The sequence below is a fragment of the Clostridium sp. FP2 genome (assembly GCF_011065955.2).
Classification (GTDB): Bacteria; Bacillota; Clostridia; order Clostridiales; family Clostridiaceae; genus Clostridium_AD; species Clostridium_AD tagluense.
Genome location: NZ_JAAMNI020000001.1, coordinates 2,519,690 through 2,538,735, shown reverse-complemented (window position 1 = coordinate 2,538,735; position 19,046 = coordinate 2,519,690). Strand labels below are relative to the sequence as shown.

The 19,046-nt window shown below is 30.0% G+C and carries 14 protein-coding genes and 1 other annotated feature; of the genes, 2 read left to right on the top strand and 12 right to left on the bottom strand.

The features are described 5' to 3' along the window. Nucleotide 1: 1 nt before the first annotated feature. A complete protein-coding gene (locus G9F71_RS12155) occupies nt 2–208 on the bottom strand; it encodes a PLDc N-terminal domain-containing protein (protein WP_164951138.1) in 207 nt (68 codons plus the stop codon). A 244-nt stretch (nt 209–452) separates the two neighbouring features. Between G9F71_RS12155 and G9F71_RS12150 the strand changes: the two genes are divergently transcribed. After that, nucleotides 453–1,352: a MerR family transcriptional regulator gene (locus tag G9F71_RS12150; protein WP_164951139.1), complete on the top strand. Its 900-nt coding sequence runs from the start codon at nt 453–455 to the stop codon at nt 1,350–1,352. A gap of 79 nt (nt 1,353–1,431) precedes the next feature. Next, complete coding sequence (locus G9F71_RS12145; RefSeq protein ID WP_164951140.1) at nt 1,432–2,478, top strand: BtrH N-terminal domain-containing protein; 1,047 nt, start codon at nt 1,432–1,434, stop codon at nt 2,476–2,478. A 690-nt stretch (nt 2,479–3,168) separates the two neighbouring features. Here G9F71_RS12145 and G9F71_RS12140 read toward each other — a convergent pair. The 11 genes from G9F71_RS12140 to G9F71_RS12090 all read right to left on the bottom strand — a co-directional run bounded on the left by G9F71_RS12140 (nt 3,169) and on the right by G9F71_RS12090 (nt 19,004). Next, complete coding sequence (locus tag G9F71_RS12140) at nt 3,169–3,576, bottom strand: hypothetical protein (protein ID WP_164951141.1); 408 nt, start codon at nt 3,574–3,576, stop codon at nt 3,169–3,171. Continuing rightward, nucleotides 3,577–4,107: an RNA polymerase sigma factor SigY gene (gene sigY / locus G9F71_RS12135; RefSeq protein WP_164951142.1), complete on the bottom strand. Its 531-nt coding sequence runs from the start codon at nt 4,105–4,107 to the stop codon at nt 3,577–3,579. Nucleotides 4,108–4,198: 91 nt separating this feature from the next. Continuing rightward, a complete protein-coding gene (locus G9F71_RS12130) occupies nt 4,199–5,014 on the bottom strand; it encodes a class I SAM-dependent methyltransferase (protein ID WP_164951143.1) in 816 nt (271 codons plus the stop codon). Between the two features lie 52 nt (nt 5,015–5,066). Next, complete coding sequence (locus tag G9F71_RS12125; RefSeq protein ID WP_164951144.1) at nt 5,067–6,056, bottom strand: S66 peptidase family protein; 990 nt, start codon at nt 6,054–6,056, stop codon at nt 5,067–5,069. Nucleotides 6,057–6,108: 52 nt separating this feature from the next. Further along, nucleotides 6,109–6,368, bottom strand: a binding site (T-box leader). 69 nt (nt 6,369–6,437) lie between these two features. Then, the gene (locus tag G9F71_RS12120; RefSeq protein ID WP_164951145.1) at nt 6,438–10,838 is read right to left on the bottom strand and encodes a hypothetical protein; all 4,401 of its coding nucleotides are present in this window, start codon (nt 10,836–10,838) and stop codon (nt 6,438–6,440) included. Continuing rightward, complete coding sequence (locus G9F71_RS12115; RefSeq protein WP_164951146.1) at nt 10,831–11,547, bottom strand: DUF6063 family protein; 717 nt, start codon at nt 11,545–11,547, stop codon at nt 10,831–10,833. Before G9F71_RS12115 ends, G9F71_RS12120 begins: the two co-directional genes overlap by 8 nt. A 12-nt stretch (nt 11,548–11,559) precedes the next feature. Further along, complete coding sequence (locus tag G9F71_RS12110) at nt 11,560–13,176, bottom strand: hypothetical protein (protein ID WP_164951147.1); 1,617 nt, start codon at nt 13,174–13,176, stop codon at nt 11,560–11,562. A 26-nt stretch (nt 13,177–13,202) separates the two neighbouring features. Further along, nucleotides 13,203–14,210: a Wadjet anti-phage system protein JetD domain-containing protein gene (locus G9F71_RS12105; protein ID WP_164946405.1), complete on the bottom strand. Its 1,008-nt coding sequence runs from the start codon at nt 14,208–14,210 to the stop codon at nt 13,203–13,205. Nucleotides 14,211–14,253: 43 nt separating this feature from the next. Continuing rightward, a complete protein-coding gene (locus G9F71_RS12100) occupies nt 14,254–15,426 on the bottom strand; it encodes a MalY/PatB family protein (protein WP_164951148.1) in 1,173 nt (390 codons plus the stop codon). Nucleotides 15,427–15,547: 121 nt separating this feature from the next. Beyond that, on the bottom strand, nt 15,548–17,281 hold the full coding sequence (locus tag G9F71_RS12095; RefSeq protein WP_164951149.1) for a S8 family peptidase: 1,734 nt from the start codon (nt 17,279–17,281) through the stop codon (nt 15,548–15,550). A 202-nt stretch (nt 17,282–17,483) separates the two neighbouring features. Beyond that, entirely contained in the window at nt 17,484–19,004 is a 1,521-nt protein-coding gene (locus tag G9F71_RS12090; RefSeq protein ID WP_164951150.1) for a hypothetical protein, read from the bottom strand. Nucleotides 19,005–19,046: the final 42 nt, after the last annotated feature.

Here is a 19,046-nt window from a genome sequence, read left to right as displayed (position 1 = left end):
CTTAATCACGCTCTCTTCCTATTAATAAAAAAGCTATTCCCCCTATTAATTGAATAAAAAGTATTATTAAAGCCCACGCCCACTTAGGTAAAAGCTTCACTCTATCTCGTGTTAATCTATACAAGCAGAAACCTACAAGAACTACCTCTAGTATAATTATAGGTGCAAGTAATTTTATTATCTCTATTAAAGCCATTCCTTCAAACATATACTGTACCTCCTTTTTATATTTTCATAACTTTAACGTAATCACCACCAAAAAGTTCATTTTATTTTAGAAAAATATAAATCTTATGAGAAGTGGATTCCGATAATAAGTGTAGAACAATAAATTTTCATGTAAAGTAGCAGATTTTCAAAATAAAAGTATTTACTATTATAGAAATATAGTGATGTGAGAATATGTATAATATGCTATAATTTTTATAGAATTAGGGGGAAGTTCTATTTAAGTGCATTGCAAAGATTGTTTATATAATATGAATAGTAATATTGTAGAAAAAAGTACCAACATAGAGGTGATATTGGTGTTTCGTATAGGAGATTTCTCAAAGCTTGCAAAAACAACTACAAAAACTCTAAGATTTTATGATGAAGTGGGGTTGCTGAAACCGTCTTTTGTAGATGACAATAACGGATACCGTTATTACGAGCCAAAACAATTTTTTGATTTAAATAGAATTATAGCCCTACGACAAATCGGACTTCCTATTGACGAAATCAAAAAAGTTATTATTAGTAATAACAAAATTGAGATAGCTGAAATCTACCAAGCTAATAAGATAAATATCGAAAATGAGATTAAATTATTTCAAGACAAACTTTCTCGTATTAACTACTTACTAGATGATGTTAACAATACAAAGCAAACTGATTATCAAGTTACATTAAAAAATATGCCTCAGCACAAAGTTTACTATGAACAAGGGATTGTATCCGGATTTCAAGGAATTTCAAAATTTATTTTAGACACTATAAATAAACTTAAACAAAGTGAACTCAATATAAAATTCTTAAGTCCTCCCTACTCTTATATTGCTTATCTTGACAGCGAATACAAAGAAAGTGATATAAGAATAGAATATGCACAAGCAGTAGAACCGCCTACTGCGCTTGCTGATGATAAAAAACAACAGTTCAAAACATACGACTCTACTTTGTTTGCTTGCGCTTTTCATAAAGGCTCTTATGAGAGACTTCCAAAAGCATATGGATATATCATGGACTGGATAGAGAAAAATGGTTATTCTATGATAGAGAATCCAAGAGAATGCCATATTAAAGGCTCCTTTGACACTTCATATGCAGATGAATGGATTACGGAAATTCAAATACCAATAGTAAAGAAATAGATTCAACATAATGCTTGACCTTCCTGTTAGGTGAAACTATATAATCAATTTTAGAAACATATTAGCAGGAGGATTTATTATGAGAATTTTAAAATTGCCCCATAGAACAGCAGATTATTTGTGCCCAGTAAATGGTCTGTGTGACATCTATGAGTGGAAAACACAACGCCGTATTCCCGATGAGCTTATTTTTTACTGTCAGATGGGTTTTCAAGTGATAACAAATAAAAATTTAATTCCACCTAAAATGATATTTTTAGGCTCCGGAACACTTAAAAATCAATATGAATTTTGGCAGGATATTATGGGTTATAAAATTTATCAATCGGAGGGTAAGGCATTCACCTCAGTCATGACTAAAATCAAAAAACTAATCGACAATGATATACCTGTCATTTTATTTGGTCTGGATATGTATCACCTGGCTTATCAAGAAAAGTTTTATCAAAATATACATATTCCAGGACATATTGTGTTACTAGTAGGATATGATGATAACGAGGTCTATGTCCACGATAACTCAAAAACTGGTATTCAAACTATTTTAAATAATGATTTAAGGTTAGCTTGGGCAGAAGGTTATGAAGGTTTCAGTAGAAAAAACACTTATTTTGGAATTGAATTTGAGGGCACTATCCTTAATAACAAAACGGTGATTGAAGCAGGGCTAAAAGGTATGGCAAAGCGATTTCTAGATCCACCCGTAGGCTTTATGGGTACAAAAGGGATAACAAGTTTAATAAAAGAACTTTCTATATGGTCAAACACATACAATAGCGACATGCTAACAGCCATCTATAAGCACTTTATCACATTCACAGGCAGTGTTCTCCCAGAACTTCCAAAAGAACTTGATGAAATGAATTCAGGTATTAATAATCCCCACAGAGGGTCACGGGATTTAATGGCAAAGGCACTCAGAACATATGCCACCCAATATGGAAATGACAATTGGAAAAGGGCCTCAGTACTGTTTGAAAAGAGCGGTAATATTATAGATCAGATATCAAATCACATGGTAAAAGATATTCTTAACAGTTCTTTTACTAATACAGCTAAGTATGTGGAACTGTTTGGCATAATGCAAAATTACGAAACAGAAGCATTTAACAATTTTTTGTCATAAAATTCTTTAGTAGTAGATAATAAGTGTTGTGTTTAAGTCACATCTTAAATGAATGTATGATTTTGGATAAAAGCGCACATTCATTTTTTCCTTTCAAGCGTTGATTTATATAGTCTGTTAATTATTAAGTTAAATTCAGCTAAAGATTGTAATTTAAAACACATTGTATATATATTCATTTTGCGGTAATTATAGTATAATTAAATATATACCATTCATTTACATCGTAAAATTATGTACAGTAATAACCGTTGATTATTGATAAGGAGGATTTATGGATTATATTATTAATGCCTTATACTTCTCAATTTTTTTATTTATATATATATTAATTGTGAAAATTTTTATGTGGGTGGCAAACTATGTAGGGGAACAATTAGGGTTTGGAAAATTTCTTATATACTTGTGGCAAAAAATAAGGAAAAAATGGATTTTCCATATAGATAAAAAGAAAAGTTAGCTGCTAATTTCTTAGCAACTAACTTTTCTTTTTATTATTTAATATTACTCGTGTTACTAATAGATAAATAAGAAGATTACCTGGTGTATTCATCAGTGCAAAAATCCCCCAAAGCCAATAATATTTTTCTTTACGTCTTCTTGCATCATAAAAGACCCAAGCTCCCTGTATTAATAAGATAGGGATAGCTATTGCTAATAGTATAATTAACAAATTATTTGAAGGCACCATTAAGATTCACTTCTCTTTCTTTTGATTACTAGTACAGGTATTATTATCCAAGGAGCAATGCTAACAATAATCATCTGTGAAATAATTAGTATCTTAGAACCTAATGTAATGATGGCTATAGCATATAAAGAAAGAATTATAGTTGATAATAATACAAAGAAGATAAATTCTTTTTTAACCTTCCTATTTTCTCTTATAAACTCTCCTTGCTCTATTATGCTTAAGGTATCTATATCAAAATCGAATATATCATCATTTAGCACATCCATTTTCTCACCGGCAGAATTTAGCACACTTTTAAAATCTCTATATTCGTCACTATACTCTGCATTTTTATCAACTTTTCCCTGTTCTTCATTGTAAAATTCATCAATCAAAGAGTTTTTAATTTTATCAGAATCCACCATTTATAAAATCTCCTTTCTCTCAATTTCACTTATTATATATTTTACTGCATTATGAAGCCTTGACCGAACTGTTCCAATAGGACATCCTATAATTCCAGATATTTCTTCATATTTATAACCATAATAGTGCTTTAAAATAAATACAGCCCTTTTCTCATAAGGTAACTTTAAAATTATTTTCATTATTTCACCATATTCATAATTTGATATTACAATATCCTCTACTCGTTTGCCCTTATCAGCTAAACCTTCCTCTATTAACTCATAGGATTTATTCTTTCTTAAATAATCCCGGTAAACATTAGTAGCTATTTTTATTAACCAGGTAGAAAATTTTGCTCTAGGCTCAAATTTATTTATATTTAGTACTGCTTTAAGCAAGGCATCCTGAATAATATCCTGTGCTAAGTGTGGGTCTCCTACCATTTTAACGACGTAACCTTTTAAAATATTAAGATTATCTTTCAGAAGGGTATTTAATGCGCTTTTATTTCCCTCCTTAGCCTTACTAATAAGATCTAGTTCATCCAATAATAATCACTCCCAGTAATCCTTTAACGCAAATATTCAGTAAAAAGTTCACTATTTTTATATTATAGTCTATAAACATTAATTTATTTTGCTATTTTTCTTTTTTAATCCCAACAACTATATTCAAATGCTCCGTAGCATCTCTATATTGTGGAAGTTCACATTTCTCTACAGCAACCTTAACAAAGTTATCATATACTGCTCTGTTTTCTTCATAAACCTTTTTAAGTGGAAGATGTAACCCACTTAAGAAGCTTTCTGCCCCACCATAGCTTACAATTTGAAAACCAGCTTCCTCTATTTCTCTTAACGCAGCATCTGGAGTTGTAAAATATACCTCCGTAAAACTTTTAGTTTCATCAAATACTTGTTCTCCTAAATAGTTATATACATTTTCAATTTCCTCAAAAGTCTCATAAAATTCGGTAAGTCCCGCTTTTAAAGTTCCTATTGAGTTAATGTAGGAAATCAATGCTACTCCATCATCAGTTAATTTATTTTTAGCTTCCTTTAAAACCTTTAATCTATCTTCTTTTTTATAAAGATGATACATTGGTCCCATTATTAGTATTCCATTAAACTTCTTATCTTCTAATCTATTAATATTTAATGCTGTGTCACAAATAAACTCCTCTGCTTTTAGTCCTTCTGATTTAATCTTTTCCTTAGCAAGTTTAAGCTCTTCACTTGATAGTTCAAATAAAGTTACATCGTATCCTTTTTTTAGCATTTCAATAGAATATCTTCCTGGTCCACAGCCTATATCACAAAGCTTTCCCTCTTTAGGAAAGTACTTATCTATAAGATAAAGTGTACTTAGAAACTCTACCTTTCTATATGGATTGTCTAATCTCTCCCATTCACATTGTGCATTTTCATCATAATATCCTTTTACTATGTCACTCATTCTAAATTCCCCCTCTTATATTTTTCTAAGTCGTTAAATATCATTTTTACCATTAACCAATAATAGTTACTTTTTTATTTGTGGCATCAAGCTCTATTTCACAGCCTATGGGTAAAGTTATCATAGGGTGTGTGTGGCAACAATCAAACTCTGCAATAAATGGTATTTTTCTATCACCTAATACTTCTAAAAGAATTTCATATGGTTTTCTACCCGTTTTCAAATCATCAAATAATTCATGCTTACCAAGAATTATTCCAGATATTTTATCAAAAATACCGTTTACTTCTAAAAAGGAAAAACTTCTTTCTATTGTTGCTGCATCTTTTAATGAATCCTCTATAAAAAGTATATCCCCCTCTTCTATTTCTGGCATATATTCACTACCCCATATACCTTGTATTGTATTTAAATTACCACCAATTACTCTCCCCTTGACAGTACCCTCATAAACCGTAATCCATTGGTTTTCTCTTTTTTCTTTACTTCTATCTTGTGTTTCCCAATTAATACATTCATCTGTCCAATATTCCGGAACTTCTAATTCATAAGGAAATTTTATTTCATCTACAGTAATTTCTTTAAAATAGTTATAAGTCCAATCAACAAAAGGAGACAGTTCTCCAAAGGATGCTACCAGTGCAGGTCCGTAATAAGTATTTATTCCTGTTTTTGCATATATGCCAAGTAAAATTGCAGTAACATCTGAATATCCTATTATTATTTTAGGATTTCTTTTAAATGCTTCATAATCTATATATGGAAGAATTGAATTTGAATTCATACCTCCTATAGTAGCCATAATGCATTTTATATCAGCATTTCTAATTAGACTGTTTAATTCATCTGCCCTTTCTTTGATACTTCCTGATCTATAAAAATCACATTTTCCCGTTAATTTTCCTTCAACTACTTTAAACCCCTTGTTTTCTAAATACTTCTTTGATCTTTCAAATCTTTTAGGACAAGTGCATGTTATAGGTGATGATGGTGAAAATATACCAATCAAATCTCCTTTTTTTAATTTCATTCTGCTATCCATTACAATTCCTCCTCTTTTAATTTCATTCAATACAAAAAAACCTTTCATCCTACTATAGGACGAAAGGTTTAACTCCCGTGGTACCACCTAAATTATTATAAAAATAATCACTCACGCTGCAGTACGGAACAACATTCGATACTGCTCACTTATAACGGTGTGATACCGTCCCCACCTACTTGCTTTTTAGAGCATTGCTTTCAGCTGGATACTCCGAGATGTTTTTCGGTTAAGGTTTCCATACCAATCTCACACCATCATTGGCTCGCTATAACTTGTTCCAAAACTTACTCTTCTCTTCATAGTATTTATAAATTTTCCATTTGTTACATTATATTGGTTGCTATTACTATTGTCAATAATTAATTTCAATCAGTTCCTTTAAAAAAGTTCCATTTGATCAACGGCTACTTCTTCTTCTAATTTAAATCTTGAAGCAACAATAGTTTCTATATATTCTTCTCCTTTTATATGCTCTGATTTTAAATATTTTAACCCACTTTTAAGCTTTGATGGTATTAAATCCAGCACATATATATTGTCAAATCTATTTAATACAGATTCTCCTCCGAGTCCAGACAAACAAATAAGCTGCGTATTACTTTTCTTAGCTATATCCATAAGAGGTTTTAATAAGTGCTCTGCATTAGTTTGTGCAAAGGGATTATCCATTATGAGAACTTTTCCATCTTCATTGCTTGCAAATATATCTGTTTCGTCGCGTCTCATGTATGATAGCAGGCTTGACAATATTACAAAGGCTGAAAGGAATCCTTCTCCCCCTGAATTTAGTGCAATTTCGTTCCAACCTAATTGAATTTGTCTATCCTCTTCTATTTTGTACAGTTTAACCTCTATATTGCTTATGGAGACAACTTCATTGTAAAGATCACGGGTATTAATACTCTTAGATATTAAGTCTTCTATATTTTCATTGCTTTGAAGTCTTTCAAGGGCTTTTATAGTAAGAGCTTCTAAAAAATCATTAACTCTTAATCTATAAAGTTCACTATTAGGCTCCCACTCCGGAAGCTTTATACTTAGCATCTTTACATATTTATCTTTTATTTTTATTGAGGAGTTATTATCAATTTTCCCAATATTTGCATGCACCTCTAGTACATATTCGTAAATACTTTGAGCTACATTATCTTTTTCTCTAGTTATTAAATCAATATCTGCTTGAAGCTTTTCCATTAATGCCTTGTGAGCATCTAGTGTTATGTTCAAGTTTTCTATTACAATATCTGGCTTATCTATACTTCTTTCAATAGTTTCTAAGGACTTTTTAAAGAAATCATCATTTAAAAATAATGGTTTTCTTGATACTCTATTTATTTCATTACTTAAGGCAAGACTTTTCTTTGCTTCTTCCTCTAATGACTGTCTATAATCACGCCTAAGCTCTCCGCTATATTTGTTAAGCCCTTGAATTCCAACCTCTATTACGAGCTCCTGAGTTATAACGAAATCCTTAAACTCTTCTAAATTAGATAAATTGTTTTCAAGTTTTTCTATAGTGTTTACTGATAATAATTTTTCCTTTTTAACTTCTTCTAACTTATGACTTTTCTCAAAGGTTCTTTTATTAAAATCTCTATCCAATATTTCTTCTCTTGCTTTTGGAGTTTCTTTATTAAAATCATCTCTTATTCTTTTATAAAGGTTTTCTATATTGGTATCAACTTTTGCAAAAGCTATTTGTAACTCATTTATGTTATTATTGATTTTAGCTATAGCACCTTTAAGATTCTTTAACTGGCCTTTTATTTCTTCTTCTTTAAATCTATCATAGGTTACTTCCCTATATTGAATTTCATTTAAAGAATATTCACTACCTTTAGCTATTAAATCTTCTTCTTTTAGCCTAAATCTTTCATTTGCATCTTTGAGGCTATCTTCTAAAAGCTGAATATCTGTGGAAATTTCCTTAGTTAAGCTGTCATATCTAGCTTCTAAGTCTTCTATATCCTTTTGCAAAATTTCACCTTGATTATATTGATTGTACTTGTTGAAATTATCCTGAATTTTCTTAAGTTTTCCATTTAAATCTCTAAGTCCATCTTGGATATTTGATAATGAAATTTCAAGGCCTATTTTATTTTTTTCTTTAATATTTTTGTCATTAGTAATCTCAGTTATATTTTCAGAAAGGTCATCTAGCTTTTTCTTATCAAAAGTATATCTTTCGTAACTTTTTAAAAGTGAATTAAAATCTTCTATTTCCCTTTTTAGTTTTTGTAATTCACTTTCTTCTGTTCTTATTGTCTTGTTTGTTTTTTCTAAAATTTTATTTATATCTGTTATGGTACCTCGAAGAATATTAAATGTGCTTTCCTTGGATATTAATTCTTCGTCCTTTAACTCTAAGTGTTTTTCTAAGTTTTCGTAAGTTTCTTTATCCAATATAGAAAATTCAACTTCACTTCTATTTCTTTCATAAAACTGAGTATCACTTACTTTTAGAGCTAAAGCTTCCTTTAATGAAGTTATTTCACCTTGTTTTTCATACAATAATTTCTTTAGTTCTTCTTCATTTATAAGCCCATTGTTAAAGGATACATAAAATGTGATATCCTCTAAGTTGCATAAACTATTAACTTTTCCACTAGATTTATTAGTTAAGCTCTCTCTTTTCACTATAGGAATAGGATAGGAGGTAAACACTCCTATCTCTTCTTTTTGAAGCTTTATCAAATCCTCTGGATCCATAATTAGGGAGTAGGGTAGAAATGGATTATCCTCTATGAATTTTATATTTTCCGCTTCACTGTAATTATTTTTCTTAAGCCAGTCCATACCATAGATTATATTTATATCTCTTAGGCGGAGCTTTTCTTCCATGTCCTTTGGAATTTCTAGTGTTCTTCCCGTTTGAAGTTTTTTCTCCTCTTGTTGCAACTTATTTAGTTTAATAATGAATTTATTTTCTTCCTGCTTTAAATTTCTAATTTTACTATTAAACTCATTTATTATATATTCTTTATCAAAGAGCCTACTCTCATCTACATCTATGTATCTTATAATATTCTTTCTATTTTCTATTTCTTTAAGTAGCTTGTTTTTCTCATTTTTCATATTGGATATTTCATTATTTATATTACTTATTTCTTTTGTAATATCATCTTTTTCTCTTTCCCTGGCCTTAACTTCAATAGATTTATCTTCATATAATTTTTTGCTCTTAGTAATTATTTCTTCTTTTATAGTTGAACTTTCACTATATGATAGGGTTTCCTTATTTATAAAATCTTCATTACAATATCCCATTAAGTTTCTTATAAAAGCTTTTTTATATCTATTATTGAAATTTTCCTCCTCCTTTGAAAAGGAATTTATATTACTAAGAAGTCCACCCTTAACCATGCTTTTTTGTTGAAGCTCCTTATTTATTTCATCTATTTCCTTTTTAACTCCATCTATATTTGTCTTTGTGGTCCTTATATTTTCATGATTTTCTTGTAAAAACTTCGAGGTTTCCTTTTCTTTGCTCTCATAATGTTTCTTTAAAGTAAAGCCTGTATTCTCTCTTTCTGGTTGTAAATCCTTATTCTTTTCCTTTGCAATATCTATTCTATTTTCATATTTTTGAACATCTCTTGAGGTTTTAACATACTCCTCATATATCTTTGAGCACTCTAGCACCTGCTGCGCTTTTTCAAGATTACTTATTTTCTCATTAATATTTGAAGCTTCTTCTATAGCTATTTCTTTATCTGCACTTATATCTTTAGCCTTATCACAGAGTACGTATACCTCTGATGATATCTTTTCATATTTAATATCCCTAATATATGATTCTATTTCAGAGATTTTAAACTCTAGTTCCTCTTTGTTTTGCTGCGCCAGACTTAAACTATCTTCTAAATATTTTATAAGATTAGCTATTTTATTTTTTAAACCTTCACTATGGGTTTTATGCTCCATAAAAATTTCTGCCACAGCTAATATTTCCTTTGCGCAGATTCTAAACTCTTCTATAGCTTGTTTTTTCTCTATTTTAGACTGATTGTATCTATACTGATATATGTACTTTTTAACTATTTCACTGAAATTCTTTATTTTGTCTTCATCTTTATTAATCTTATCTTCTACAGCTTTAATAAACCATTTCTCCACAAGCCCTGATACATTTTTTGCTTCTTGAAAAAGCTCGGATAACCCTGATTCTTTCATGTTAATTTTCTTTATTATGCTTTCCCATTCTTTATTATTTATCTTATACTGCCTTAAATTTTCAAAATAATTCTTAGTCTGCGCTGGCATAGTCATATCAAAATAATTAAAATCTATGTTCTTATCTTTTTTCAGCTCTTCAAGTAACCCTTTAGTGTTAGTAAAACTTTTGATTTTCTTAATATTCTTTTCAACTTCAACTGCTGGAAAATTATAAATATCATATTTACTATTTCCTCTATACTCATGTATAAAAGTTACTATATCCAAATCCTCCCCGGAATCATCATCTGAGGAAATGAGCCTTTTTTTAACCATCATACCAACAAGCACATGCGAAGTGCCACCATCTAGCACCCATTCTGTTAAAATGTAGCTTGGTGATGATGAGGTAAAATAACTTTTAAAGGTTCTATCTTTTAAATCCCTATACCTCTTATTCACAAAAGGAGCCATCATGAGCTGAACCATTACAGACTTTCCCCCACCATTTCTAAGGCTCAAAAGAGTGCTCTCGCCACCTAACTCAAATATCTCATCATCTATCTTCATAGAATTGTTATTATAACTAAAGTTTACAATTCTAAGAGCATTTATTTTACTCATTAATTTCACCTCCAAAAGCTTTAACTACCCTCTGGTAGTTGTTTTTGTTTAGTATGTTCCAATCCATAAAGTTATCTAGCTTTGAGGTGGTAATTATCATATCATCCGCCTGCACATAATTTATAAGTCCTTGGTTTTCTAAAAAGTTAAGTATAGTATATATAAACCCTTCCTTAGTGGTTCTAGAAGTAGTTTGCTTGTCCGAACTTTTAAGTGCTTCAAAACGCTCTAAAATATTGGTATAGGCAATACCAGTTTTGATTTGCTCCTCTTCTAGGTTTTCTTTTTCCACGCTCTCTTTTAATCTATTACTTATTATGTTTAAAAGCTCGCCACCCTTTAAAAAGTCTCTAGATTTACTTGTCCTACCTTGTGAGCCATAAAACTCAACTAGCATAGTAAGTATTACAAACTGTGATAGATAATAGTCCTTATCATTGCAATTAGACTTACAAAGTTCTTTTTTAAGCGCGCCTTTAGAGTATCCTAAAAAATCGTTTTCCTCGCTGGGTATAATATATATAACCCCACTGTACTTTTCCACCTTGCAGCCAGAGTTTTCTCCTTGTATTTTCACTAAATTCATTACCTGCTCACTTTCAGAATACATTCTAAAAAGATCTTTTTCCTTTTCCTCTGAAAGTTCTCCACTTTGAATTAAGTAATAAAATATTTTGTTGCTAGTATTTATATCATCTATATTGTACATAACTTGTCCTCACTACCTTTCTACTTTAAAACATACATCTGAGCATATAACAGTTTTAACTATACCTTTGTCACTTGGAAGTCCATAAAACTTAATCTTTTCCTTACTATCTACTATTTTAGAAATATAAATATTTTTAATATCACTAAGTTCAATTTGACCACATACCAAGTCTAATATAGTTTCATTTAACTCAAATTCGAATTTTTCTTTTTCTGATATGGTTTCTTCTTTTTCTTTTTTTATCTCTGCTATATCAATATGTTTATACTTTAAAAGTTCAATTATTATTTCTCTAAATATCTCAACAGTTGGTATTAATACTTCTTTACTGTTACAATCCATTTTAATTTTTTCTGATATTTCTTTAAGAGATATTTCTCCTTTTCCGCTAGCAAATTCTAAAATTACTTTTAAGGAGCTTCTGTATTTCTCTAGCTTTGCTCTTGCTTTTTCTCTTTTTTCCTGGATAAAGTGACCTTCTTCAAAGGATACAACCTCATCTTCTTCAAGTTCCTTTGCCTTTATGGTTTTCTGATACTGAAGGCACTTATTAAGGTTATATATTTTAGTAATAGGTGCTCTATATAAAGGCCTTAAAATGCAATCTATAGTATCCAGCTTTGAGCTGTCCTCCATAATCTTGTCATATATATCCGTTCCTATATTAAATCTCTTTATAAGCGACATTGAAGCCATTTCCTCTAATTCTTTTGAGTAAACACTTTTAAAATCAAAGTGAGTATTTAATATCTTTTGCTGCTCTTCAATTGCGCGACCAAGATACTGCTCAATTATTCCTAAGAATTTTAGATTTTCTAGTTCCTTGCCACTAAGCTTTTTAACGTTAATATCCTGCTCTCTAATCTCTTGTATTTTAAGGTTAACCATATTTCTATATTCATTGAATTTCTTTCTTGTTGTATTTAAAGAATCCATATTACCTTCTAATAATTGTCTATATTCTTCTACAGAATAGTTAAGAGCATTTTGCCTAATTCTTCTTATAGCATCATGCATTTTTTGAAGCTGTATTCTAAGAAGATTAAATATATTCTTAACATCATCTACAGCCTTATCATAACTAGCTTTTTCAAGATGAAGCTTAAATATCATTTCATGTATGGTGAGCTTCATATTGCTTTCAATCTCTAAAGTAGACAAAAGCAGTGAATAACCATCATCCGTTAAATAATAAGATGTTCTCTTTACTACATCGTCAACATAAACTATCTTATTCGAAACAAAACTTATATATATATCCGTGTATTTCCCTTCTTTAAAATCAAAGCCCTTAAAATACATTGCCTTTCCTTCATCACATAGCACTACGTTTACTATGAATTCCCCTAGTTCCTTGCATTCTTCATAACTTAGAGACTTTTTAAAGTACTTCATATTAACATCATCAATAAAGCTACCTATGCTATCCATAGTGCAGTATTCATCCTTTAAGGACTCCTCCATTATGTAAAGCATAACTGCAAAAATTAAATTTATGTATTCATGAGTTTGCTCAAAGCCATAATTCTTCCATACATTCTTAAACATACTATTTTTACAAAGCAGAACATAGGCTCCAACTTTCTTCATTCTTACATCAAAGTCTTTAAGAAAATCTACTCGCATTTTTTTAATTCCCCCTATTCAGCCTTCTAAAAATCCCCAATATTCAATATTTCCTGAGGGATATACTTATTTGAGCTAAGTATATTCATTATAACATCTCTATACTCCTGCGTAAATTCCCTTAAAAATACTCCACTTATATTTCTATTTTGACCTGCTTTTGTATTTGGTAAGCTTATGTTTTCTTCAATAAATTTATCTAGCATAAATTCATATCCTTTAACAAAGGATTTTATATTAAAATTCCCTTTGAAAATTTCATATACTCCCTCATAGATTATGATTCCTTCATAATCCAAATCTCCAAGATATAAAATTTCATTATCCCTATGTAAAAGGTAGGGCTCAGCGCAAAGCTCAAAGTCTCTAAAGCTCTTATATATATTTTTCCCTCCACCATATATTAATGTAGATATTTCTTCACTAAATATTGTGCTACTACCTTTTATGAGGTGTTTTCTCATGCTATAAAATGTATCTTTGTTTTCAATTATTAAAATCTTTTGTGGTGAGCTTTTGCTATAAGAATAATATGAAAGGGGCTGTGTAGTGTCGTAAATATTTAAAAACTCTTCGGATAAATTAAGATTTTTCAGTATCCTTTTTCCACCTTCTCTGTTAAGGAACTTTTCTCTTTCCCAAATTTGAAAACTTCTTTCATTAGCCGCTACTTGTGTCTTAAGTAAATTTAACCTTTCATCAAGAAATTTACTCAAAGAAAGAATAAATTTCCTGTCTTCTTTATATTTATCAATGTTTTTCATATAATAAGTTTTGTCCAGCTTAATATTAATACTATATGATAATTCCTGTGTATACTTGGTATTATCTTCCTTCTCTTCTACAACCGTATATCTATTATATAAAGCTGGTTTTTTACCATTTAACTTGCTGCTTTTTACAGGTAATATTACTTCCTCGTTAATTAAGTTTATTACTATACTTACAAGTTCCATATAATTGCTTATATTAAGATATTGTTGCAACTCATCAATATCTATTCTTTTTTTGTTGAGGTTTTTTAAATCCTTCATGGTTTTCTCCTTATATAATCCGATACCTAGCATTTACATGTGCCTAGCACTCTAAATAAACCCTATCTATTCTTTCCAGAGCTTCCTTCAATATGCTTCTTTGACAAGCTATATTAACTCTTTGAAACTGTTCTCCTTCTTCTCCAAACATAATTCCGTCATTAAACCCAACTTTAGCTTTCTTAACAAAAAACTCTTTAAGTCCTTGTGATGTCATATTTAATGCTGAGCAATCCAGCCAAACAAGGTATGTACCTTGTGGTTTTATTACTTTTATTTTAGGTATATGTTCCTCAAAAAAATCAATTAGGAAATTTAAGTTTCCTTCTAAATATTCAAGAAGCTGCGTAAGCCATTCTTCACCTTCATTATACGCTGCTACTAATGCTGTAGATGCAAAGGTGTTTACTTCACTTACAGCGTTATTTTCTAAAGTTATCTTAAACAAGCTTCTTAATCTATCATTAGGAATAATCACATTAGACACTTGGAGTCCTGCCAAGTTAAAAGTTTTACTTGGTGCTGTGCATATAATAGAATTTTGTGAAAATTCTTCTGAAATAGATGCAAATACTGTATGAGAGTTGCCTTTGTAAATAAGATCAAAGTGTATTTCGTCAGAAACTATTAATATATTATTCTTTATACATATTTGTCCTAGCTCAATGAGCTCCTCTTTATACCATACTCTTCCTACTGGATTATGCGGATTACATAAAATAAGCATTCTCGTTCTAGGAGTAATTTTCTTTTTAAGATTCTCTAAATCCATTTTATAGCTACCATTTTCATATTGTAATGGATTTTTAACTATGGTGCATCCATTATTTTTTATTGTACTATAAAAAGGATGGTATACAGGTGTTTGAATAATAATTTCATCCCCTGGCTGTGCAAAAGTTCTTACTATGTGACCTAGTGCTGGAACTATACCTGGAGTATAACTTATCCACTCCTTTTTTATATCCCAATTATGGCGTTTTTTCATCCAATTTATAACTGCATCATAATATCCACTACCTTTTGTAGAGTATCCATATATAGCATGCTCCACTCTCTTTTTTATAGCATCAGATATAGGTTTGGCTACCTCAAAATCCATGTCTGCTACCCACATAGGTATCACATCTTTGTCCTCAAATATTTCTTCTAATTTGTCCCACTTTACAGACTCGGTATTTCGTCTATCTATTACTTTATCAAAATCGTATTTCATAATATCCCTCTTTCTTATATATAATTTTAGCAACTTTCTAACTTGTAGTTTCACAATACTAGTCCACTTATAATTATAATGCTATTTTAACTTCCTTGTAAAATATTTTCGTGTGAATAGATTATTTTTGGTTTACTAATATTATAAAAGGTACATGCTTTTCATCTTCATTATTTTTAAACCATAATATACCTTCATAAATTCCCTTTGGAGTTGTTTCATTTATTTTTACATTCATTAAAATTTTTTCCAAAGAATCTGATTTAGCATTAATAGTTGAAGGGATATTTATATCTATTCCTTTGAACTTGCTAAACTTTTCTACAGATATATTATATTCTTTAGTTTCATTTGATGAATTTTTTAATTTTATCTCATAAGTTTTTTCTTTTACACCTTTAGTTAATAGAGGAAAACTTAAATTATCAGAAATTATAAAGGTATCTGAGTTTATTGCTTTTTCTATATTTACAACCCCTGCCCCTTGACTTAAAAGTGAAATATACTTATTTTTTTCATCCTTTAATATATTTGCATTATTTGTTATAGCTGCTTTGATCTCATCAAATCCCCAATTACTGTGCGCTTGCTTTATAAGTGCTATTGTTCCTGTTATATAGGGTGCTGCCATACTTGTACCTGTGTTATTTATATAACCAATATCATTTATTAAATATGGCGTAGTGCTTAATATTTTTGTACCTGGTGCTGAAATATCTGGTTTTAGTAGCATATTATTTTTACTAGGTCCTCTTGAACTTTCAAAAAATATTTCCTGATATAATTTATTAGTTAATTCAGGATTTTTTGAATGTACTATATTATTAAAACTTTCTACGTCTTTTGACTTTACAAAAGCAATAGGTAGTCCTTCAAATAAAAAGGACCAAATATTATCATCACTATCAATCCCAGTTATAATTAGACCTGAAGCTCCAGAAGCTTTAAGTTTTGTTACTAGTTCCGTCATTTCCACATCTTTTTCATTTAAATATTGCTTAGTGGTATTCATTATCACTATCTTCTTTTTTAAGTCAGTTTTCTCTATATTTTCTTTAGATATTTTCCCTGAATAAGTAACCTTACCTTGTTCTGGGAATTTTCCCGCATAATTTATTTTACCTTTTTCCGGAAAAATTATTGTGCCATTTCCAATCTTTAATGAAACTTCTTGATTTCCATCTTTAAATATAGGTTGTTTAGACGGTAGCGTAGCATTTCCTACAGATATAACATCTGGTGAGCATGCTAAATCAGATGTTGTCCAAATTTCAGGCCCAGTATTTCCATTAGATTTTACAACAATAATACCTTGTTCCTTTGCTTTTTTTATTTCAATATCTAAAGCATCACCAGGAGTATAGCTATCTACCCTAGATGAAATGTTTATTACTTGTGCTCCATCCTGTACTGCTTTTTTCATAGCTTCTACTATATTTTTGTAGTGTTGTTCTTTATCTTTTGTAACTACACGATAAATTAGTAATGAAGCTTCCGATGCTATACCCTTCATCTCCCCATTTGCTGCTGCAATTCCAGCTACATGAGTACCGTGTCCTCTTCTATCATCGCCATCCATATATATAGGTTTATTTTCTACAAAATCATAACCACCTATTATTTTGCCTTTTAAATCAGCATGATTTATATCTATACCTGAATCTAGTATGGCTATTTTAACTCCCTTTCCTGTATATTTTGTAGTACTTACTGTGTTAAATGGAAACTCTAGCTTTCCCTCTTGTAATGTAATTGCTGTTGTTGATTCTTGCGCATTAACTACATTAACCTTGTTATAACTAAATAGAGGTATTGCTATGAAAATAACTGTTGCCATTAAGTATTTCTTTTTCATTGATAGGTCTCTCCTTTGCGATACACTATTTAGTGTGTATTTCCTAGCCACTTTACATAGCATTTAATAAATCATCATCTTCCATGCTGTAACATTAGCGACTTTAGAAAAAAATACTCCCACTTATATATGGAGAGTATTTTCTTCTAGAATATTCTTAAATATTCAATTTTTCAAATAACCTTTTTAAGATATTATATGCTTAAGGATTTACAACTTCAACATTAACAAGCTTAACTCCATCCTTTTGTATATCCCATGTTCCCTTAACATATCCAAGTGTTTCAGCATTACTTGTTCCAATTACCCTTTGAGAACTTATTAATTGAAATTTACCAGGAGTAGCTTTAACCTCAACATTACTTATTGGATTTCTCATACCAGAAGTGCTCTGCATAAGCTTTCCATTTTTGCTGTATACATTTAAATCTATATATACATCTTTCATACTACTTATATCTAATGAATAGGTTTTATTACTTTCTTTAACATTAACATCAACTTTGAAGTCATCTTTGAATTGAACATCATATTCTAAACCACAGCTAAACTTCTCTTGATCAAATAAATTAGTAACCTTATTATCTTTTAGTGATATTAAACTAAATGATTTCATACCACCACTTCCGCCACTTGGTATACTAATAAGTACTTCTTCAGCTTTATCATTATTTAAATCAGCTACAACCATTGTTGGAGTATATCCAGAATTGTCTTTGCTAACAGGAATTTGCGTAGCTTTGTTAGTTTTAGAATCATAAACCTCAAGACATATATTATCTACATACAGACCTGATAAATTAAGATCTGAAATGCCTGTTAAGCTAATAAACTCTTTTATCCCATCACCATTAACATCGCCCTCAGTTTGAGTGAAAATACGTTGGAACTTCACTTTATCAGCCTCTAATTTTATATTTTTGCCATCCCATTTCCACTCTGATTGTAGATACCCAAGTGTATCTGCGTTACATGTTCCCACTATGCGTTGAGAACCAATTAGTTCATATATCCCATCTTTATCCGTGTCTACTGGGGTTAGTTCACCAAATCCATTCATCCATGGTTCAATATTTTCTTTCAATTTCCCATCTTTATCATATATATTTAATTCTATATACTGGTCTTTATTAGGCGATAAATCAATTTGAATGGTTTTATTTAATCTTTTACTACTTAGACTTGCCATAAAGTTATCTTCAAACTTACCTGTTAAATCTATTTCACTGCTGTTTTTTTCGCTATCCCAAAGTACGCTTGTGTTATTTCCCTTAAGATTAATAATAGAATATTCGATTATTCCGCCACTTCCACCGGTTGGCATTTTTACAAATATATCTGGCATTTTATCACCATTAAAATCGCCTAAAAATATTGTAGGCTCATATCCACCGCTGTCTTTTCCTAAGGATGATTTTATAAATTTTTTAGTCTTTCCATTTTGAACTATTACATTTAATTTCTCGAAATATATATCATCCTTATTTGTTTTTGTTCCTATTAAAATTACATTGTCTTTTATATTATCGGAAGTTATATCAAAATACTTATAATCTGCAATATAAGTATTTTTATTTAATTTTAGTTCGGGTATTGATATAGGTGAACCTATTTTATAATTTGGTTGTTTCGGCGATGTAATACCTTGAGCGCTTATTGTAGATCCTGCAATAATAAGTGAACCTAATATTATGGTTGATAGGGTTAATTTCTTATTTTTCATACTTATTCCTCCATTAAGATAAATTAGTTTATAAATTAATTA